Raw genomic sequence first — 19,109 nt, forward strand, 5'->3', positions numbered from 1 at the left:
AAGCTGCACTTCTGGCTGACCTTCATCGGGTTCCACACCACGTTCCTGGTGCAGCACTGGCTGGGCAACGAGGGCATGCCGCGCCGCTACGCCGACTACCTGCCGACCGACGGGTTCACCACGCTGAACATGGTGTCCTCCGTTGGCGCGTTCATCCTCGGCATCTCGATGCTCCCGTTCCTGTACAACGTGTTCAAGAGCTACCGGTACGGGGAAGTCGTCACCAAGGACGACCCGTGGGGCTTCGGCAACTCGCTGGAGTGGGCCACCTCCTGCCCGCCGCCGCGGCACAACTTCACCGAGCTGCCGCGGATCCGCTCCGAGCGCCCGGCCTTCGAGCTGCACTACCCGCACCTGGTGGAGCGGCTGCGCAAGGAAGCCCACACCGGCGGCAAGCACAAGAAGGCTGCCGTTGCCTCGGTGCAGGGGAAGGCCGACCAGATCGAGAAGTCCGGCGACGCGGAGAAGTGATCTGAGAGCTAGCCCCGCACGGCATGTCTGTGCCAGGGTGGGACTGCTCGACGAAGAGCCCCGGTGGCGCGTGCCACCGGGGCTCTTGCATCTCGTGCCGGGGCAGAAAGGAATAGCGTCAGTCGTGAACACCTCGACCACCGTGCTGATCACCGTGACCGGGAAGGACAAGCCGGGCGTCACCTCTGTGCTGTTCGCCGTCCTCAACCGGCACGGAGTGGACATCGTCGACGTGGAGCAGGTGGTGATCCGAGGACGACTCGTGCTCGGTGTGCTGGTCTCCACCCAAGGCGACCCGGAAGAGCTGCAAGAAGCCGTGGAACAGGCGATGGCCACCGTCGACATGTCGGTGGAAGTGGCCATCGGCGTGGAAGACGGCGACGCGGCCAAGCTCTCCGCCACGCACGTGGTGGTCGTGATGGGGCAACCGGTGACGGCCCGCAACTTCACCGACGTGGCCCAACGGCTGGCCGACCTCAACATCAACATCGACTCCATCCGCCGCGTGGCCGACTACCCGGTCACCGGGCTCGAACTGCAGGTCAGCGTTCCGCAGGAGCAGCCCGACATCGACGAGGCGCTGACCAAGGCGATGGCCGACATCGCCGCGCGCACCAAGGTGGACATCGCGGTGCAGCGCACCGGCCTGTCGCGGCGGGCCAAGCGGCTCGTGGTGTTCGACGTCGACTCCACCCTCATCCAGGGCGAAGTCATCGAAATGCTCGCCGCCCGAGCGGGCCGGGAGGAAGAGGTCCGGCAGGTGACCGAGCGGGCCATGCGCGGCGAACTGGACTTCGCCGAATCCCTGCGGGAGCGGGTGGCGGTGCTCGAAGGCCTGCCCGCATCGGTGTTGGACGAGGTGGCCGCGGAGATCCAGCTGACCCCGGGGGCTCGGACCACCATCCGCACCCTGCGCCGGCTCGGTTTCCACACCGGGGTGGTATCCGGCGGCTTCACCCAGATCATTGACCAATTGGTGGACGATCTCGGCCTGGACTTCTCGGCCGCCAACGAGCTGGAGATCGTGGACGGCAAGTTGACCGGCCGGGTCATCGGGGAGATCGTCGACCGCCCGGGCAAGGCCAAGGCCCTGCTGCGGTTCGCCGAGTCCTACGGGGTGCCGCCGGCCCAGTGCGTGGCGGTCGGGGACGGCGCCAACGACATCGACATGCTCTCGGCAGCCGGACTGGGGGTGGCGTTCAACGCGAAACCCGCGCTCCGGGAGGTCGCCGACACCGCGCTGTCCTACCCCTTCCTGGACACCGTGCTGTTCGTCCTCGGGGTCACCCGCGCGGAGATCGAAGCCGCCGACGCGGAGGACGGCGTGCTGCGACGGGTGCCACTGGACCTGTGAGCGTCCCCACGGTGCACCCGGAGGGATAATCGCGGGCGTGCTCGAAGCCGCAGCAGTGCTCGATCCGCTGATCCCGCGCTACGCCTCCTGGCTGGCCATGCCGGGGGAGGCGATGGCCGACACCTCGGACGAGGACCCGGAGCGGGTCGTGCTGATGCCGATGGTGCTGCGCCTGGAACGCCAGCACCCGCCGCAGCGCACCCACCTGCTGGAGGCCGCCGCGGCCGCCGCCCTGGCGGTGTGCCTGGACCCGCGCTGCAAGCCCGGCGGGGAATGGCACGACGCCGTGCGCACCTGGGTTTCCGGGCGCATCCGGAAAGTCGCCCGGCGGGCCCGAGGTGCGCACTGGCGGGCGGTCCAATCCCTGCCCGGGCGCACCGTCCAGGTGGGCGACGCGGAAGTGCGCGCGTTCGTGCCGATGCGGATGAACGAACAGCCGAAGGAGATCCAGCGGCTGCAGATCTCCGGCAGCGACCTGGAACCGGACCGGCCGGGGCCGCCTCCGGAGGGCGAACCGGTGCTGTGGCTCAACCCGCAGGTGCCGATGAGCGCCGGCAAGAGCGCCGCTCAGGTCGGGCACGCCACGATGCTGCTGGCGGCGCTGCTGCGCGGCTCCGGCATGACGGAGGAGCTGCAGCGCTGGGCCGACGACGAGTACCGCTGCTCGGTGCGCATCGCGGACCCGCAGCAGTGGGAGGAGCTGCACCCCAAGGACGACCCGCAAACCGCCTGGCAGCAGCGCCGGGTGGTCGCGGTGCGCGATGCGGGGTTCACCGAAGTGGAGCCGGGCACGGTGACGGTGCTGGCGGAATGGCGGTGAACGACCCCGGACACAGGCCGAGCCCGGGGGCGCTGTTGCAGTTCTCGCGACTGCTAGGTCTGGGCGGCCTCGTGGTCGTCTAGGCCTCTTCGCGTCCTCCCGGGCCGGTCACCAGGTTTCCCTGGTAGTTCCCACGGTGCCGCGGTTCAGCAGGTGGCGGTAGAGACGAAAGTCCCTACTTCTCGTCGTCCCCCACACCGCGCGCGGCCAGCGCCTCGCCGAGCTCGTCGGCGTGCCGCAGCGTGCGCACCAGGAACGGGAGGGCGAACGCGCTCAAGGAGCGTTCCGCGCTGCGCGCCTTCTGCGCCTCCCGGGTGTCGGCCGCGATGGTCGACAGGGCGGCGATCGCCTGCAAGGACAGCCCGACCAGCAGCCCGATCCGCTCCGGGCGCACGCCGAAGCGGCGGGTCGGCCGCAACCCGCGTTCCACCGCGCTCACCAGGTCGTCGACCCGGGTGGTCAGCGTGAACAGGTTCGCCGCGCTGATGGCGGCCAACAGCCGCAGCCCCACCACTGCCGCGCTGTCCAGGGACAGCATCCACCACTGCAGCAGGAACACCACCACGGCCACCGGCACCACCAACCGCGCGGCCTGCCAGCAGCGCCGCGGCGGGATCCGCGCCACCAGGTAACCGGCCGCGACCCCGACCACCAGCGCGCCCAGCGGCAGCGGCGCGGAGAAGACGAACGCCAGCACCGCGAACACCAGCAACCCGGCGAACTTCCACCCGGCGCCCAGCCGGTGCAGGGCGCTGCTGCCCGGTTCGTACAGTCCCAGCGGATTCATTCGACGAGCTTCCGGTAGTAGGTGAGCGCTTCCGCCGGCTCGTCGTCGGCGACGACCCGGCCGCGGTCCAGCACGACGACCCGGTCGAAGTCGTGCAGCAGCTCCAAGTCGTGGGTGACCAGCACCACTTGCTGGCGCAGCTGCCGCAGCACCTCGGCGAAGTGCCGCTTGTTGCGCAGGTCGAGCAGCGTGGTCGGCTCGTCGCACACCAGCACGTCGGGCTCCAGCACCAGCATGGAGCACAGCGCGAGCAGCTGCTTCTGCCCGCCGGAGAGCTGGTGCGCCGGGTGGTCGAGGTAATCGCCCAAACCGTGCTCGGCCAGGATCTCCGCGGCCCTCTCCCGGCGCTGCTGCTTGGAAAGGCCGTGCCGGCGCAGGGAGAAGGCCACGTCCTCGCCCGCGGTGGGCATGACGATCTGGCTGTCCGGGTTGGTGAAGATGAACCCGACCCGGCGGCGCACCTGGCGCCCGTCCCGCACCGCGTCCAGCCCGTCCACCAGCACCCGCCCCCGGGTGGGGTGCACCAGGCCGTTGATGGTGCGGGCCAGAGTGGACTTGCCGGACCCGTTGGCGCCCACGAACCCGATGCGCTGCTGCGGCAACCGCAGGTCGATGCCGTCGAGCACGGTCCGCTCGCCGTAGGTGTGCCCGACACCGCAGAACTCGATCAACCTACCCGCTCCCACACTGTTGCCACTCCCAGCCCGCCGCCCGAGGACAGCGCGGCCATCCCGGTGCGGGGACCGTTCTCCCGCACCAGTTGACTGAACAGGCGGACCACCAGCACCGCGCCCGAGGCGCCCCACGGGTGCCCCAGGGCGATCGCCCCGCCGTCGGGGCTGACCACGCGCTCGTCGATCCCGGCCGCGTCCAGGCAGGCCAGCGCCTGACCGGCGAAGGCCTCGTTGAACTCCACCACCTCCGGCCGGTGTTCGCGGAGCAGCTCCTGCATCGCCGGCACCGCGCCGAGCCCCAACCGCTCCGGGTGGACCGCGCTGGTCCGCCAATCCAAAAGTCGCATACCCGGGACTCCGAACTCGCGGCGGCGCTGCTCGGTGGTGAGCAACACCGCTGCGGCCCCGTCGCTGATGCCGCACGAGTTGGCCGCGGTCGCGGTGCCGTCCGGGGTGAACGCGGGGCGGAACCGGGCCAGGCGCTGCGGGGTGAAGTTCTTCCGCGGTCGCTCGTCGGTGCTCACCCCGCCGACCGGGACGATCTCCGCGGTGAACTTGCCCTGCTCTTGCGCGGCGACGGCCCGGGCGTGGCTGCGGGCGGCGAAGGCGTCCTGCCGCTCCCGCGAGATGCCGGCCTCAGCGGCCACCGCATCGGCGGCCGCGCCCATCTCCGGGTCGCCGAACTCGGCGGGGGCGAACGGGGCCCGGGAGTAGAACCGCGGCGGTTCGTTGGCCGAACGGGGACGCCAGGCCCGCCACGGGGCGGTGGAGACGCTCTCGGCCCCGCCGGCCAGGTAGCACTCGCCCACGCCGCCCCGGATCATGGCCGCCGCGGTGGTGATCGCGGCGAGCCCGCTCGCGCACTGCCGGTCGATCGTCATGCCCGGGGTGGTGGTCCCGAGCCCGGCCTGCAGCGCGGCGACCCGGGCCGGGTTGCCGCCGGGTCCGAAGACGTTGCCCAGCACGACCTCGTCCACCCGATCCGTGCCGGCGTCGGCGAGCACCGCGCGCAGCACCGCCGCGGCCAGGCCGTAGACGTCGGTGTGCCGCAGCGCACCGCCGCTTTCCCCGATGGGGGTGCGGCGGGCGGCGATGACTACCGGAGTGGTCATAGCGCTGTTGCTTCCAAGGTCCCGTTCTGCAGCTGGTCCGTGATGCTCCCGCGGGCGGGTTTGCCGGAGGAGGTGCGGGGAAGGGCCTCGGTGACCAGCCAGCGCCTCGGTCGTGCCGCCGGCTGCAGGGCCTGCTTGGCGCGCCGGCGCAGCTCCCGCACGTCCGGCGGTCCGTGCGGGGCGGCTTCGATCACCGCGGTCACCAGGTCCCCGAACCGGGGGTGCGGGGTGGCGGTGACCACCACGTCACACACCCCCGGAACCGCGCGCAGCGCCGCTTCGACCTCTTCGGCGCTGACCAGCTGCCCACCCGGGTTGAGCACGGATTCCCGGCGTCCGAGGACGCGCAGTCGACCGTCGTCGAGCAGCGCAGCGCGGTCACCCGCGGTGGACCAGCCGTCCCGCCAGCCGTGCGGTGGCACGATCCGCCCGCGGACCAGGTACCCGTCGGCGGTCAGGTCGGAGCGAGCCCACAGCTGCCCGTCCTGGTCCACCGCCACTTCCACGACGGGACGCAGACCGCTGCCGCGGTCCACCGCCACCAGCGACTGCTCGGCGGAGCCGTAGTACTCGACCAGCGAAGCCTGCGGCAGCACCCGGGCCAACCGCTCCGCCAACTCCGCCGGCACCGCGGCACCTCCGCACACCACCGTGCGGAGCCGGCAGTCCGCCCGCAGCTGCGGGTCGCGCTCCAACTCGACCAGCAGTGCGGCCAGCATCGCCGGCACCAGGTGCACCGCGGTGCAGCGGCGCAGCGCCTGCGCGGCCCGCGCCGGTGCCCACGAATCCAGCAGCTCCAGCCCCGCCTGGAAGTGCAGGGCGTGCAGCGCCCCGAAGAGGAACAGGGAGGAGCTGAGCGGTCCGGGGACCAGCACGCGGTCGTGCGGGCCGATGCCGATGTCGAGGGCGTCGAAGCTGCGCAGCCAGGAGCCGCGGGAGCGGACGAGCACCTTCGGGGTGCCGCTGCTGCCGGAGGTCGTCGGCAGGTAGAAGTGGGCGCTCGGCCCGTCGACCGGGGGGTGTCCCGGGCCGAAGGCGCTGATCCGACCGGTGACCGGGTCGACCGTGGCCTGCGGGCGCGCGTCGTCCAGCACCGCCCGCAGCTGCTCGGCGGACCAGTTCGGGTCGGTCAGCAAGGCCGCGCACCCGGCGGTGTCGGCCGCCAAGAACCAGCACAGCCGGGAGAGCGCGTCCCCGTCCAGCACCGCGACCCGGCAGCCGGTGGGCAAGCGGCGGGCCGCCCGGTCGATGCGCCGCGCCAGCTGCTGAGCTTCGGTCGCGGTGCCGTTGTGCTGCACCGCGGACACCAGGTCGGCACCCAGGACCGGAGGCATCGTCACCTCCCCGCCGGATCGCGCCTGGTTCCCGAGGCGGTCGGGAGAGCGCGGTGCACCGCGGCCGCGATGAACGCGGAGGCCACCAGTTTCAGGGCGTCACCGGGGACGAAGGCCAGGGACTGCACCGCGGCGGTGGGCAGGTCGCCGATCATCAAACCCCAGTACGGGATGCCGACCAGGTAGTCCACGAGCACCCCTGCGAAGTTGGCCACCAGCAGCACGGCGATCCCGGGGCGGGGCAGCCGGCGCTGCACGATCAGCCCGACGACGACCGCGGAGAGCAGCCAGCCCAGCAGGAAACCGCCGCTCGGGCCGGCGAAGGCGGCTATTCCGCCGCGGCCACCGGACAGCAGCGGCAGCCCCAGGGCGACCAGGCCGAGGAACAGCAGGACGGCGGCCCCGGCCCGGCGGGCACCGAGGATGCTGCCCGCCAGCAGCGGCCCCATGTTCTGCAAGATCACCGGGACCGCTGCGCCACCGAGGTAGAACCCGGGGAAGATCCCCAACACCGCGATGAAAGCGGCGAATACGACGGTTCGCGCCAAACCGGCGGCAGGTCCACCTTGGTGCAGACCGGACACAATCTCCCCTTCGCGTCAGTGCGTTCTGCAGGCGCTGCGATCGAACTGGATTCCGCAGCGTTGTGAGGTTGCGCTGCGCGCAGCACCGCAGCTGGAAGGCGTGCACAACCTACCTGGTGCCTCCGCTGGAACAGAAACACCAACCGCTCGTTGTGGAGGACCTGCAAAACCCTTCAGCTGCCGGCTTCCCTGGCAGCGGTGTCCAGCCGGCGCAGCGCCCCGCTGACCACCTCCAGGTCGTAGGTGGTCCAGAACGGGGGGAGCGAAGCCCGCAGGAACCCGGCGTAGCGCGCGGTGGCCAACCGCGGGTCCAGCACCGCGACCACTCCGCGGTCGTTCGGCGAGCGCAGCAGCCGCCCCGCTCCCTGGGCGAGCAGCAGTGCCGCGTGCGTGCCGGCCACCGAGAGGAAGCCGTTGCCGCCGCGTTCGGACACCGCTGCCTGTCGGGCGGAAGCGAGCGGGTCGTCGGGCCGGGGGAAGGGGATCCGGTCCATCACCACCAGCTGCAGCGACGGCCCGGGCACGTCCACGCCCTGCCACAGCGACAGGGTGCCGAACAGGGACGTCTCCGGGGATGCGGCGAACTCCCCGACCAGCTGGGCGGTGGAGTCGTCCCCCTGGCACAGCACCGGGGTGTCCAGCTCGGTCCGCAGGGTCTCGGCCGCCTGCCGGGCGGCCCGCATCGAGGAGAACAGGCCGAGCGTGCGGCCACCGGCCGCCCGCACCAGCTCGCGCAGTTCCGCCAGGTAGGCGTCCGGCAGGCCGTCCCGACCGGGCGGGGGCAGGTGGCGGGCGATGTAGAGGATCCCGCTGCGCCGGTGGTCGAACGGGGACCCCACGTCCAAGCCGGTCCACTTCGGGGCGCTGTGGTCGTGCGGGGGCTCCTTCTCGGTGGCCACCTCGGGCACCGGCTGGGCCTTCTGCTGCGGCGGCAGCCCCCACTGCCGGGCCAGGGTGTCGAACGAACCGCCCAGCGCCAGGGTCGCCGAGGCGAGCACCACCGTGCGCTTGCCGAACAGCCGTTCCCGGAGCAGACCGCCCACCCACAGCGGGGCGATCCGCACCGCGGGCGGCCGGTTCGGTTCGGACGCGATCCACACCACGTCGCGCCGCCCGGCGTCCTCGTCGAACGCCTCCAACAACCGGACCGCGGTGTCGTGCAGCTCTTCGGTCACCGCCAGCGCCAGCTTGCGGGCACTGGACTCCTCGACGTCCTCCTTGCGCTCCTGCCCGAGCAAGCTCAGGCAGGACCACGCCGCGTCCCGGAGCGCGGCCACCGCCCCGCCCAAGGACTCGGGCAGCGCGTCCAACCGCCCCGGTGGGGCGTCTTCGAGCACCAGCTCCAGCCCGTCGGCGGCCTCGTCCAGCCGATCGGCGACCTTGTCGGGCACCACGCGCCCGCAGCGGCGGGCGGCCAACCGCGCCGCCCGCGCGGTGAGCTCCCCGGTGGCCGCCGAGGTCACCCGGTCCACCAGGTCGTGCGCCTCGTCGATCACCACCACCTCGTGCTCGGGCAGCACCGGGCGCTCGTCGAGGGCGTCGATGGCCAGCAGGGAGTGGTTGGTCACCACGATGTCGGCCTGGGCGGCCGATGCCCGGGCCAGTTCGGCGAAGCACTCGTCACCGGCCGGGCAGCGGTGCGCGCCCAGGCACTCCCGCGCGGTGACCGAAACCTGCCGCCACGCCCGCTCGGACACTCCGGGGACCAGCTCGTCCCGGTCCCCGGTGTCGGTGTCCTGCGCCCACTCCCGCAGCCGTTTGACCTGCCGCTCCAGCGAGGAGGCGGCGGACGGGTCGAACAGGGCGGCTTCGTCCGGTTCCTGCGGCGCGTTGCCGTACAACCGGTTCAAGCACAGGTAGTTGCGGCGGCCCTTGAGGATCGCGAACGTCGGCCGGCGACCCAGTTCACTGGCGAGCGCATCGGCCAACCGCGGCAGGTCGCGGTCCACCAGCTGCCGCTGCAGCGCGATCGTCGAAGTGGAGATCACCACGGTCGCGTTCTTGCGCACCGCGTGCCGCACCGCGGGGACCAGGTAGGCCAGCGATTTGCCGGTGCCCGTTCCCGCCTGCACCGCCAGGTGCTCGCCGGTGGTGATGGAGCGCTCCACCGCTTCGGCCATCCGGAGCTGGCCTGCGCGCTCCACCCCGCCCACCGCTTCCACCGCGGCTTTCAGCAGCGTCGGAACGTCCGGGACCTCCCGCGCGGGGGTGCCGGTGGCGGGCAGGTCGGCGGCGATCTCCGGCGGGAGCTGGTCGTCCTCGTCCGGGGCGAACGCGTTCGGGTCGGACCACTGCGGGACAGATCTGGGCACGGACCAAACGCTACCGCGCACCGGCGTCAGCCCCGCCGGACGTGCCGCTCACGCGGCCACCACGGGCTCGCCCACCAGCTCCACGCCGGCTTCCCGCATCTCCTCCAGGGCGCGCTCCACCGTCTGCTTGGACACGCCCGCGGTCAACTCCAGCCGGACCTTGGTGTCGAACCCGGCCCGGGCCGCGTCGAGCGCGGTGGCCCGCACGCAGTGGTCGGTGGCGATCCCGACCACCTCGACCTCGTCCACCCCGTGGCGGCGCAGCCACTCCGGGAGCTCCCCGTGCTCGTCGTGCACTCCTTCGAAACCCGAGTAGCCGTGGCTGTACTGCCCCTTGGAGAAGACCGCGGCCACCCGGGAGACGTCCAGCTCCGGGTGGAACGACGCACCGGCGGTCCCCGCGACGCAGTGCCTGGGCCAGGACGTCACGAAGTCCGGTTGGTCGCTGAAGTGCTCGCCCGGGTCGATGTGGTAGTCGCGGGTGGCGACCACGTGGTCGTGGTCTCCGGTGGAGACGTACCGGGAGATCTGCCGCGCGACCTCGGCGCCGCCGGGGACGGCCAGCGCGCCGCCCTCGCAGAAGTCGTTCTGCACGTCCACGATGATCAGCGCTTTCGACATGGCGACACCTCCGCCGGACGGATCCCCTTGCCGTGATTCTGCCGCGCTGTCAGGGTTCGAGGAAGACGGTCGGGATCGCCGGCTCCCCCTGGGACAGCTTCAGCCCTTCCCAGGGCAGCGTGACCAGGGTGTGCCGCAGGTGCTCCCGGCTCTCCTCCAAGGTCGGCAGGTCGGGCACGCGGTTGCCGTCCCGGACCAGCGGGATCTGCATGAACCGGTCGTGCGGGCCGAGCACCGGTTCGGCCGCTCCGGGCGCCACCCGGTAGATCACCTCTTCCACGGCGGTGCCGGTCGGCTTGTGCCGGCGGATCGCCGCTTTCCGGCCGCCCCGCGACGACTTGTGCGTGCTGCGCTTGGCCACCGGGCGACCGTCCACTTCGACCAGTTTGTAGACCATCCCCGCGGTGGGCGCGCCGGAGCCGGTGACCAGCGAGGTGCCGACCCCGTAGCCGTCGACGGGTTCGGCCCGCAGCGCCGCGATCGCGTACTCGTCCAGGTCACCGGAAACCACGATCTTGGTTTCGGTGGCCCCCAGCGCGTCCAGCTGCTCCCGGGCCTGCCGGGCCAGCACCCCCACGTCCCCGGAGTCGATGCGGATCGCGCCCAGCCCGGTCCCGGCCACTTCGATGGCGGTCTGGATGCCGCGGGTGATGTCGAAGGTGTCCACCAGCAGCGTGGTGTTCTTGCCGAGCGTGTTCACCTGGGACTGGAAGGCTTCCCGCTCGGAGTCGTGCACCAGGGTGAAGGCGTGGGCCGCGGTGCCGGCGGTCGGGATGCCGTAGCGGCGGCCCGCCTCCAGGTTGGAGGTGGCGGTGAACCCGGCCAGGTACGCGCTGCGGGCGGCGGCGATGGCCGATTCCTCGTGGGTGCGGCGGGACCCCATCTCGATGATGTTGCGCCCGTTGGCGGCGGAAACCATCCGGGCAGCTGCCGAGGCGATCGCGCTGTCGTGGTTGATGATCGACAGCACCAGCGTCTCCAGCAGGACGGCTTCGGCGAACGTGCCGCGCACGGTGAGCACCGGAGAACCGGGGAAGAACAGCTCGCCTTCCTGGTAGCCGTCGATCTGGCCGCGGAACCGGTAGTCGCGCAGCCAGTCCAGCGTCTGGTCGTCGACCACTCGCGCAGCGGCCAGCTGTTCCAGTTCCGCTTCCCCGAAGCGGAACTGCTCGATCGCGTCCAGCAGCCGGCCGATGCCGCCGACCACCCCGTAGCGGCGGCCGTTGGGCAGCCGGCGGGTGAAGACCTCGAAGGTGCATTGGCGCTCCGCGGTCCCGTCGCGCAGGGCGCTGGCCAGCATGGTCAGCTCGTAGCGGTCGGTGAGCAGTGCGGAGCTTCGCGCTGGAGTGGTTACCGCCGTCATGTCGCAGAGACTACGTGGTCGGCTTCGCCGCCCGGAAAGCGAACGCGAATTGCACTGCGGCGGGACGACGAGATGACCGAGCGTGCGAACATATAGGTATGACCTCGCCCGCTGAACTCGAGCGCGCGCACATCGAACCGGGAGAAATCGGCAGTGAAGACCGTCCGTGGGTGACCGTGGTGTGGAACGACCCGGTCAACCTGATGTCGTACGTGACGTACGTCTTCCAGAAGATCTTCGGGTACACCCGGGAGCACGCCACCAAGTTGATGCTGGACGTGCACCACAAGGGCCGGGCGGTGGTCTCCTCGGGTTCGAAGGAGAAGGTGGAGGCGGACGTGGCCAAGCTCCACGCCGCCGGCCTGTGGGCGACGATGCAGAAGGACAGCTGACTTGGAAGGTTGGACCCGCCGCAACGGCCATCTGCTGGCCGACTTCTCCCCACAGGAGGCAGCGGTCCTCCGCGGGCTCGTCGGCCAGGTCAAGGACATGCTCGGCGCTCGTGCCGAGGAGGCGCCGCAGGACGAGCTGGCCGAGCTGACCGGCATCCGAACCGGGCCCACCACCCCGCCGGAGGACCGGGTGCTGGCCCGCTTGCTGCCCGACTTCGTCTCCGGTGAGGAAGCGGAGCAGGGGGACGCCGCGGGGGCGCTCCGCTCCCTGCACGAGCCGCAGCTGCTGGAGGCCAAGATCGGGGTGGCGCGGACGGTGCTGGAGACCTGCCCGCCGCTGGGCGGTCGGGTGAAGCTCACCGGGGAGCAGGCCGACAGCTGGCTCGCCGCGCTCAACGACGTGCGGTTGGCGCTGGGCACGGCGCTGGACGTCGAGGAGGACATGCCCGAGGAGCTGCCCGAGGGCGATCCCCGCCAGGAGCACCTCGGGGTGTACCACTGGCTGACCTACGTGCAGGACAGCCTGGTCCAGGCGCTGATGAGCTGAGCGGAGGCGGCTGTGGAGGCCGGGGAGCTGGACGCGATCGTCGACGTGCCGGGGGTCCAGGTGGGGCACTGGCAGCGGCTCGACGACCACTGGGCCACCGGTGTCAGCGTGGTGCTGGTGCCCGAAGGCGCGGTCGCAGCGGTGGACGTCCGCGGTGGCGGCCCCGGCACTCGGGAGACCGACGTGCTCGCCCCGGACCACCTGGTGCAGCGCGCGCACGCGGTGCTGCTGGCCGGTGGGAGCGCCTACGGGCTGGCCGCGGCCGACGGGGTGATGCGCTGGCTGGCGGAGCGGGGCTGCGGTTTCCCGGTCGGCACCGACCCCGCGCAGGTGGTGCCGATCGTTCCCGGCGCGGTGCTGTTCGACCTGCCGATGAACGACTGGGGCAATTGGCCGGACGCGGAGTTCGGCTACCGGGCGTGCCAGGAGGCCAGCCGCACCGAAACCCGGCAGGGCAACGTCGGCGCCGGTACCGGCGCGGTCGCCGGGAGCCTCAAGGGCGGGATCGGGACCGCCAGCGCGGTGCTGGACGGCGGGGCGGTGGTCGGTGCGCTGGTCGCGGTGAACTCCTCGGGTTCGGTGATCGACCCGGAAACCGGGTTGCCCTGGGTCCCGGTGCCGGGGTTGCCCGAACCGGACCCCGCCGCCGTGCGGGCCGCCCGCGACCTGCCCCGCCCCGGGCGGCACGGTCCGGTGGGGCGGCCGCTCAACACCACCATCGGGGTGGTGGCGACGAGCCCCGGGTTGAACAAGGCCGAGTGCCAGCGGGTCGCGGTCGCCGCCCACGACGGGCTGGCCAGGGCCATCCGCCCGGCGCACGCCCTGACCGACGGGGACACCGTGTTCGCGCTGGCCACCGGCGAGCGCCAGCTGCAGGAACCGGGAGCGCCGGGCTGGTCGCAGGCGCTGGACGAGGTCTGCGCCGCGGCGGCGGACGTGTTCGCTCGAGCGGTGGTGCGCGCGGTGCTGGCGGCGCAACCGGTCGGAGAGGTGACGTCGTACACGGTGACCTACCCCTCTGCGCGGGAATGAATCATCGTTGGTCTACGTTGCGCCCTACGAAACCGCACCGGTGGGAAGTAAGGGACTCCCACATCATGGGAGGCCGGTGCCTCACCCCTTAGGATGGTGTCTGTGCTGGTGATCCGTCGCGACCTCGTGGAGTCGATGGTCGCGCATGCCCGTCGGGACCACCCGGATGAGGCGTGCGGTGTCATTGCCGGCCCGGAGGGGTCGGACCGCCCGGAGCGCCTGATCGAGATGACCAACGCGGAGCGCTCGCCGACCTTCTACCGCTTCGACTCGGCCGAGCAGCTCAAGGTGTGGCGGGAGATGGACGCCAACGACGAGGAACCAGTGGTCATCTACCACTCGCACACCTCGACCGAGGCGTACCCGTCGCGCACCGATGTCTCCTACGCCTCGGAACCGAACGCGCACTACGTCCTGATCTCCACCCGGAACCCGGACACCGAGGAAGTGCGCTCCTATCGGATCCTTGACGGCGAGGTGACCGAGGAGCCGGTCGAGGTTGTGGAGTCGTACATGTTCGCCCACACCGGTACCGACGAGGTGCCCGACCGCGACTGAAGCCACGGCCGGTCGGCCTTTCGTCCCGTTGTCCGTCAAGTCTCCGTGAACACAGGAGGTTCCTCATGGCAGTGAAGGTTTCCATCCCCACCATCCTCCGGCAGCACACCGGCGGCCAGAAGTCGGTGGAGGCCAAGGGCAGCACCCTCGGCGAGGTGATCAACGACCTCGACAGCAACTACAGCGGTCTGAAGGACCGGCTGGTCAAGGAGGGCAACCTGCACCGCTTCGTCAACGTCTACGTCAACGACGAGGATGTCCGGTTCGCCGGTGGCCTGGAAGCGCCCATCAACGACGGTGACAACGTGACGATCCTGCCGGCCGTCGCCGGCGGCATGCGCTGAGCGGGGGTTTGCTGTGGCCCGCTACGACTCGTTGCTGGACGCCCTCGGTGACACACCGCTGGTCGGGCTGCCGCGTCTGTCACCTGCCCCCGACGTCCGGCTGTGGGCGAAGTTGGAAGACCGCAATCCGACCGGTTCGATCAAGGACCGCGCGGCGCTGGCAATGATCGAAGCGGCCGAGAAGGAAGGTCGCCTGACGGCCGGTTGCACCATTCTGGAGCCGACCTCGGGCAACACCGGCATCTCGCTGGCCATGGCCGCCAAGCTGAAGGGCTACGGCCTGGTATGCGTGATGCCGGAGAACACCTCGGAGGAGCGTCGTCAGCTGCTCCAGGCGTTCGGGGCGCGGATCATCTCGTCCCCGGCCGCCGGTGGCTCCAACCAGGCGGTCGCCATGGCCAAGGAGCTGGCCGAGCAGAACCCGGACTGGGTGATGCTCTACCAGTACGGCAACCCGGCGAACGCCGACGCGCACTTCCGCACCACCGGTCCGGAGATCCTGCGGGACCTGCCCAGCGTGACGCACTTCGTGGCGGGCCTGGGCACCACCGGCACCCTGGTCGGGGTCGGGCGCTACCTCAAGCAGAACAAGCCCGATGTGCAGATCGTGGCCGCCGAGCCCCGCTACGGTGAGCTGGTGTACGGGCTGCGCAACCTGGACGAGGGTTTCGTGCCCGAGCTGTACGACGAGCAGGTGCTCAACCGCCGGTTCTCGGTCGGTTCCTACGACGCGCTCCGCAGGACCCGCCAGCTGCTGGAAGTCGAAGGCATCTTCGCCGGCATCTCCACCGGCGCGGTCGCCCACGCGGCGTTGACGATCGCGGAGAAGGCCGCCGCCAACGGGGACACCGCCGACATCGTCTTCACCGTGGCGGACGCCGGGTGGAAGTACCTGTCGACCGGAGCCTACAGCGGCACGCTGGACGAAGCGGCGCAGCGCCTGGAAGGGCAGCTGTGGGCGTGATGCCCGTGTCGACCAACCCCGCCTCGGCCGAGGCGGGGTTTTTTCATGCCGGGCGGAGGTCAGCGGGGTGCGGTTCGAACCGAGGACCGGTTCGTCGGTGGGAAGCCCGGGCACCGGTCGCGTAGCCTGGGTCGGGTGAACCGGTTGCCCGAGCGTCGCCCGGCGCGGGTGTTGCCGCAGCACCCGTTGCGCGCCGCCGTGGCCATGTTCGCCTTCCTCGGCCTGCTCTACGGGATCGAGCTGTACGACGCGAGCACCCCGGTCAACCTGGACGCCAACGGGATCGTGCCGCGCCAGCTCGACGGTCTGGACGGCATCGGCTGGGCTCCGCTGCTGCACGCCGGGTGGGGGCACCTCGTGGCCAACACCGTGCCGCTGCTGGTGCTCGGCTGGTTGGCGATGTCCGGCGGGTTCAAGCAGTTCCTCGCGGTGACCGCGACCGTGTGGGTGGTCGGTGGTCTGGGCACCTGGTTGTTCGGGTCCCCGGGGCTGCACCTGGGGGCTTCCGGGCTCGTCTTCGGCTGGATGGTCTTCCTGCTGGTGCGGGGTTTCTTCGTGCGCAGCCTCGGCCAGATCCTGGTCGCGGCGGCGCTGTTCCTCTACTGGGGCGGGATGCTGTGGGGCGTGCTCCCCGGCCAACCCGGGGTCTCCTGGGAGGGGCACCTGTTCGGGGCGCTCGGCGGGTTGTTGGCGGCGTGGCTTGTGGCGCGGGTTAATTCTCGCCGATATTCCACCGGGGCGGCTGGCACACTGGCGGAGTGAACGATGCGCCGATCGGGATCTTCGATTCCGGGGTTGGCGGTCTCACCGTAGCGCGGGCGATCATGGACCAGTTGCCGAACGAGAGTCTGCGCTACGTGGGGGACACGGCCAACGCCCCGTACGGTCCCAAACCGCTGGCGGAAGTCCGCGCCCGCACGCTCGCCTTCACCGATTCGCTGGTGGAGGAGGGGGTGAAGATGCTGGTGATCGCGTGCAACACCGCCTCGTCCGCCTGCTTGCGGGACGCGCGCGAGCGCTACTCGATCCCGGTGGTGGAAGTGATCCTGCCGGCTGTGCGGCGCGCGGTGGCCACCACCCGCAACCGCCGGATCGGGGTGATCGGCACCAAGGGCACGATCAACTCCCGGGCCTACGACGACGCGTTCACCGCCGCCCCGGACATCGAGCTGACGACGGTGGCCTGCCCCCGGTTCGCCGAGTTCGTCGAGCGGGGAGTGACCAGCGGGCGCCAGGTGCTGGGGTTGGCGCAGAGCTACTTGGACCCGCTGCAGCAGGCGGGGGTGGACACCCTGGTGCTGGGCTGCACCCACTACCCGATGCTCACCGGGGTGATCCAGTTGGTGATGGGGGACCACGTGACGCTGGTCTCCAGTGCTGAAGAGTCCGCCAAGGACGTGGTGCGGCAGCTGACCGAGAAAGAGCTGCTCAGTTCGGGGACGCAGGAACCGGTGTACGAATTCCGCCCCACCGGGCCACCGGAGCGGTTCGCCAAAACGGCCCAGCGGTTCCTCGGCCCTTCGGTGGCCGCCGGTGCCGTTCGTCCGTTCGTCGTGTCAAGCTCAACCGCGTGAAACTATCGATCCTCGGCTGTTCCGGTAGCATCCCGAGCCCAGCGTCCCCGAGCTCGGGATACCTGGTGGAGTCCGGTGGCACGCGCATCGTGCTCGACCTCGGGAACGGGGCTCTCGGGAATCTGCAGCGGTTCACCGACCCGTTCCACGTGAGCGCGTTGCTGCTGACGCACCTGCATCCAGACCACTGCGCGGATTTCGCGCCGCTGACGGTGCTCCGCCGCTACCGCCCGGATCCACCGGGCGACCCGACCAGCCAGCGGCTGCCGGTGATCGCCCCCGCTGAAGCGCCGGAACGGCTCGCCGCCCTGTACGCCCCGAACGAGGCCGAACGGGCGGAGACCGACCTGTCGGACGTGTTCGAATTCGTGCCGATCTCCGAGGAGCCGGTGAGCATCGGCGGCGTGAAGGTGCAGGCGGTTCCGGTGGCGCACGTCTGCCCGACGTGGGGTTTCCGGATCGAGGCCGAGGGCAAGGTGCTCGCCTACACCGGTGACACCGGCCCGTGTCCGCAGCTGCACGAGCTGGCCGCCGACGCCGATGTGCTGTTGTCGGAGGCCTCTTGGCCGGACTTCCCGGACGCTCCGCCGAACCTGCACCTGTCCGGCAAGCAGGCGGCCCAGGTGGCCCGGGAGGCCGGGGTGCGGCGACTGCTGCTGACGCACCTGCAGCCGTGGGTGGATCGGCGCGCGATCTTGGCGGAGGCCGCTGCTGAGTTCACCGGTCAGGTGGAGCTCGTCGAAGCCGGTCGCACCTACGAGATCTGATCCGGCTGCGCGGGTGCCCCGCGGCAGCCGGGCGGGCCGGCGGGCTTAGGGTGTGGGACGTGGTACGAGCGGATGGGCGGAGCGACGACGAGCTCCGAGAGGTACGGATCACGCGCGGATACCAGGACTGGCCGCCTGGGTCGGTGCTGGTGGAGTTCGGTCGGACCCGGGTGCTGTGCGCGGCCACGGTGCAGGAGGGCGTGCCGCGCTGGCGCGCCGGTTCCGGGGCCGGGTGGGTCACCGCCGAGTACGCCATGCTCCCGTCGTCCACCAACACCCGCACCGCACGGGAGTCGGTCAAGGGCCGCATCGGTGGCCGCACGCACGAGATCAGCCGGTTGATCGGCCGGTCGCTGCGGGCTTGCATCGACCTGGCGGCCCTGGGGGAGAACACCATCACCCTGGACTGCGATGTCATCCAGGCCGACGGCGGGACTCGTACTGCTGCGATCACCGGCGCCTACGTCGCGCTGGCCGACGCGGTGACCTGGCTGGGGGCGGCCGGGAGGTTGAACGACCCCAAGCCGCTGTCCTGCTCGGTGGCCGCGGTGAGCGTCGGCGTGGTGGACGGTCGGGTCCGCCTGGACCTGCCGTACGAGGAGGACTCCCGCGCCGAGGTGGACATGAACGTGGTGGCCACCGACCACGGGACGCTGGTCGAGGTGCAGGGCACCGGTGAAGGGGCCACCTTCACCCGTTCCACCATGGACAAGATGATCGACTTCGCGCTGGCCGGGTGCGCCCAGCTGTCCCAGCTGCAGGCCGAGGCGCTGGCCCTGCCGTACCCGGGCGAGCTGCCGGGGAGCGGATCGTGACGCGGGTCGTGCTGGCCACCCGGAACAGCAAGAAGCTCACCGAGCTCCGCCGCATCCTCGCCGAGGCGAGCGTGGCCGGGGTGGAGATCATCGGCCTTGACGACGTGCCCCCGTTCCCGGAGGAGCCGGAAACCGGCGCCACCTTCGAGGAGAACGCGGTGGCCAAGGCCGCTGCCGCGGCGAAGGCCACCGGGCTTCCGTCGATCGCCGACGACTCCGGGATCGCGGTGGAAGCGCTGAACGGCATGCCCGGTGTGCTCTCCGCCCGGTGGGCGGGCAAGCACGGTGACGACCAGGCCAACCTGGAGCTGCTGCTCGGCCAGTTGGCGGACGTGCCGGACCACCGCCGCGGGGCGGCTTTCGTCGCCGCGGCCGCTCTGGTGCTGCCGGACGGCACCCAGACCGTGGTGCGCGCCGAATGGCCCGGCACCATCACCCGGGAGCCGCGCGGCACCAACGGTTTCGGCTACGACCCGATCTTCGTTCCGGAGGGGGAGACGCGCACCAGCGCCGAACTCTCCCCGGAGGAGAAGGACGCGCACTCGCACCGGGGCAAAGCGCTGCGGCTGCTGCTGCCCGGCCTCCGCGAGCTGGCCGACTGAGTCCGTCCAGTCTGGAAAGTTCGCGAATCGTGCGGGAACCGGTGTTGCTGGTGTGACAGAACTCGCCCCGAGGGGATTCCGC

The 19,109-nt window shown here is 71.3% G+C and carries 22 protein-coding genes; 14 read left to right on the plus strand and 8 right to left on the minus strand.

What is annotated here, in order from left to right; genetic code table 11:
• The 3 genes from SREC43747_RS0113645 to SREC43747_RS0113655 all read left to right on the plus strand — a co-directional run.
• A partial coding sequence (locus tag SREC43747_RS0113645) for a cbb3-type cytochrome c oxidase subunit I (protein WP_029721831.1) occupies nt 1–471 on the plus strand: 471 nt, incomplete at its 5' end.
• Nucleotides 472–595: 124 nt separating this feature from the next.
• The gene (gene serB / locus SREC43747_RS0113650) at nt 596–1,825 is read left to right on the plus strand and encodes a phosphoserine phosphatase SerB (protein WP_029721832.1); all 1,230 of its coding nucleotides are present in this window, start codon (nt 596–598) and stop codon (nt 1,823–1,825) included.
• A 97-nt stretch (nt 1,826–1,922) separates the two neighbouring features.
• Nucleotides 1,923–2,645, plus strand: coding sequence for a peptidyl-tRNA hydrolase (locus tag SREC43747_RS0113655; RefSeq protein ID WP_051388020.1), 723 nt, complete (start codon nt 1,923–1,925; stop codon nt 2,643–2,645).
• Nucleotides 2,646–2,820: 175 nt separating this feature from the next.
• Here the strand turns inward: SREC43747_RS0113655 and SREC43747_RS0113660 are convergent, their stop codons facing one another.
• The 8 genes from SREC43747_RS0113660 to SREC43747_RS0113695 all read right to left on the minus strand — a co-directional run bounded on the left by SREC43747_RS0113660 (nt 2,821) and on the right by SREC43747_RS0113695 (nt 11,432).
• Nucleotides 2,821–3,432, minus strand: coding sequence for an energy-coupling factor transporter transmembrane component T family protein (locus SREC43747_RS0113660; protein ID WP_029721834.1), 612 nt, complete (start codon nt 3,430–3,432; stop codon nt 2,821–2,823).
• Complete coding sequence (locus SREC43747_RS0113665; RefSeq protein ID WP_029721835.1) at nt 3,429–4,103, minus strand: energy-coupling factor ABC transporter ATP-binding protein; 675 nt, start codon at nt 4,101–4,103, stop codon at nt 3,429–3,431. Before SREC43747_RS0113665 ends, SREC43747_RS0113660 begins: the two co-directional genes overlap by 4 nt.
• Entirely contained in the window at nt 4,100–5,218 is a 1,119-nt protein-coding gene (locus SREC43747_RS0113670) for a thiolase family protein (protein ID WP_029721836.1), read from the minus strand. The genes SREC43747_RS0113665 and SREC43747_RS0113670 overlap by 4 nt, the downstream gene beginning before the upstream one ends.
• Nucleotides 5,215–6,552, minus strand: coding sequence for an AMP-binding protein (locus tag SREC43747_RS0113675; protein WP_051388019.1), 1,338 nt, complete (start codon nt 6,550–6,552; stop codon nt 5,215–5,217). The genes SREC43747_RS0113670 and SREC43747_RS0113675 overlap by 4 nt, the downstream gene beginning before the upstream one ends.
• A gap of 2 nt (nt 6,553–6,554) precedes the next feature.
• On the minus strand, nt 6,555–7,100 hold the full coding sequence (locus SREC43747_RS0113680) for a biotin transporter BioY (RefSeq protein ID WP_236623190.1): 546 nt from the start codon (nt 7,098–7,100) through the stop codon (nt 6,555–6,557).
• A 209-nt stretch (nt 7,101–7,309) separates the two neighbouring features.
• The gene (locus SREC43747_RS0113685) at nt 7,310–9,448 is read right to left on the minus strand and encodes an ATP-dependent DNA helicase (protein WP_029721839.1); all 2,139 of its coding nucleotides are present in this window, start codon (nt 9,446–9,448) and stop codon (nt 7,310–7,312) included.
• A 48-nt stretch (nt 9,449–9,496) separates the two neighbouring features.
• On the minus strand, nt 9,497–10,069 hold the full coding sequence (locus tag SREC43747_RS0113690) for a nicotinamidase (protein WP_029721840.1): 573 nt from the start codon (nt 10,067–10,069) through the stop codon (nt 9,497–9,499).
• Between the two features lie 49 nt (nt 10,070–10,118).
• Complete coding sequence (locus SREC43747_RS0113695; protein ID WP_029721841.1) at nt 10,119–11,432, minus strand: nicotinate phosphoribosyltransferase; 1,314 nt, start codon at nt 11,430–11,432, stop codon at nt 10,119–10,121.
• A gap of 98 nt (nt 11,433–11,530) precedes the next feature.
• Here SREC43747_RS0113695 and clpS point away from each other — a divergent pair, with 98 nt between their 5' ends.
• From clpS to rdgB, 11 genes are all read left to right on the plus strand, one after another.
• On the plus strand, nt 11,531–11,824 hold the full coding sequence (gene clpS / locus SREC43747_RS0113700) for an ATP-dependent Clp protease adapter ClpS (protein WP_029721842.1): 294 nt from the start codon (nt 11,531–11,533) through the stop codon (nt 11,822–11,824).
• A 1-nt stretch (nt 11,825) separates the two neighbouring features.
• Entirely contained in the window at nt 11,826–12,371 is a 546-nt protein-coding gene (locus SREC43747_RS0113705; RefSeq protein ID WP_029721843.1) for a DUF2017 domain-containing protein, read from the plus strand.
• Between the two features lie 12 nt (nt 12,372–12,383).
• Nucleotides 12,384–13,403: a P1 family peptidase gene (locus tag SREC43747_RS0113710; protein WP_029721844.1), complete on the plus strand. Its 1,020-nt coding sequence runs from the start codon at nt 12,384–12,386 to the stop codon at nt 13,401–13,403.
• A gap of 102 nt (nt 13,404–13,505) precedes the next feature.
• Complete coding sequence (locus tag SREC43747_RS0113715; RefSeq protein ID WP_029721845.1) at nt 13,506–13,961, plus strand: M67 family metallopeptidase; 456 nt, start codon at nt 13,506–13,508, stop codon at nt 13,959–13,961.
• A 65-nt stretch (nt 13,962–14,026) separates the two neighbouring features.
• On the plus strand, nt 14,027–14,305 hold the full coding sequence (locus tag SREC43747_RS0113720) for a MoaD/ThiS family protein (RefSeq protein ID WP_029721846.1): 279 nt from the start codon (nt 14,027–14,029) through the stop codon (nt 14,303–14,305).
• Between the two features lie 13 nt (nt 14,306–14,318).
• Nucleotides 14,319–15,269, plus strand: coding sequence for a PLP-dependent cysteine synthase family protein (locus SREC43747_RS0113725; protein WP_029721847.1), 951 nt, complete (start codon nt 14,319–14,321; stop codon nt 15,267–15,269).
• Between the two features lie 168 nt (nt 15,270–15,437).
• Nucleotides 15,438–16,031, plus strand: a complete 594-nt coding sequence (locus SREC43747_RS0113730; RefSeq protein ID WP_037332015.1) for a rhomboid family intramembrane serine protease — start codon at nt 15,438–15,440, stop codon at nt 16,029–16,031.
• A complete protein-coding gene (gene murI / locus SREC43747_RS0113735; RefSeq protein ID WP_029721851.1) occupies nt 16,028–16,843 on the plus strand; it encodes a glutamate racemase in 816 nt (271 codons plus the stop codon). The genes SREC43747_RS0113730 and murI overlap by 4 nt, the downstream gene beginning before the upstream one ends.
• Nucleotides 16,840–17,610: an MBL fold metallo-hydrolase gene (locus SREC43747_RS0113740; RefSeq protein ID WP_029721854.1), complete on the plus strand. Its 771-nt coding sequence runs from the start codon at nt 16,840–16,842 to the stop codon at nt 17,608–17,610. Before murI ends, SREC43747_RS0113740 begins: the two co-directional genes overlap by 4 nt.
• Before the next feature lie 59 nt (nt 17,611–17,669).
• Complete coding sequence (rph, locus tag SREC43747_RS0113745) at nt 17,670–18,425, plus strand: ribonuclease PH (protein ID WP_029721855.1); 756 nt, start codon at nt 17,670–17,672, stop codon at nt 18,423–18,425.
• Nucleotides 18,422–19,027, plus strand: coding sequence for an RdgB/HAM1 family non-canonical purine NTP pyrophosphatase (gene rdgB, locus SREC43747_RS0113750; RefSeq protein WP_029721856.1), 606 nt, complete (start codon nt 18,422–18,424; stop codon nt 19,025–19,027). The genes rph and rdgB overlap by 4 nt, the downstream gene beginning before the upstream one ends.
• The last annotated feature ends 82 nt before the right edge of the window (nt 19,028–19,109 follow it).

The sequence above is a fragment of the Saccharopolyspora rectivirgula DSM 43747 genome (assembly GCF_000497205.1).
Taxonomy (GTDB): domain Bacteria; phylum Actinomycetota; class Actinomycetes; order Mycobacteriales; family Pseudonocardiaceae; genus Saccharopolyspora; species Saccharopolyspora rectivirgula.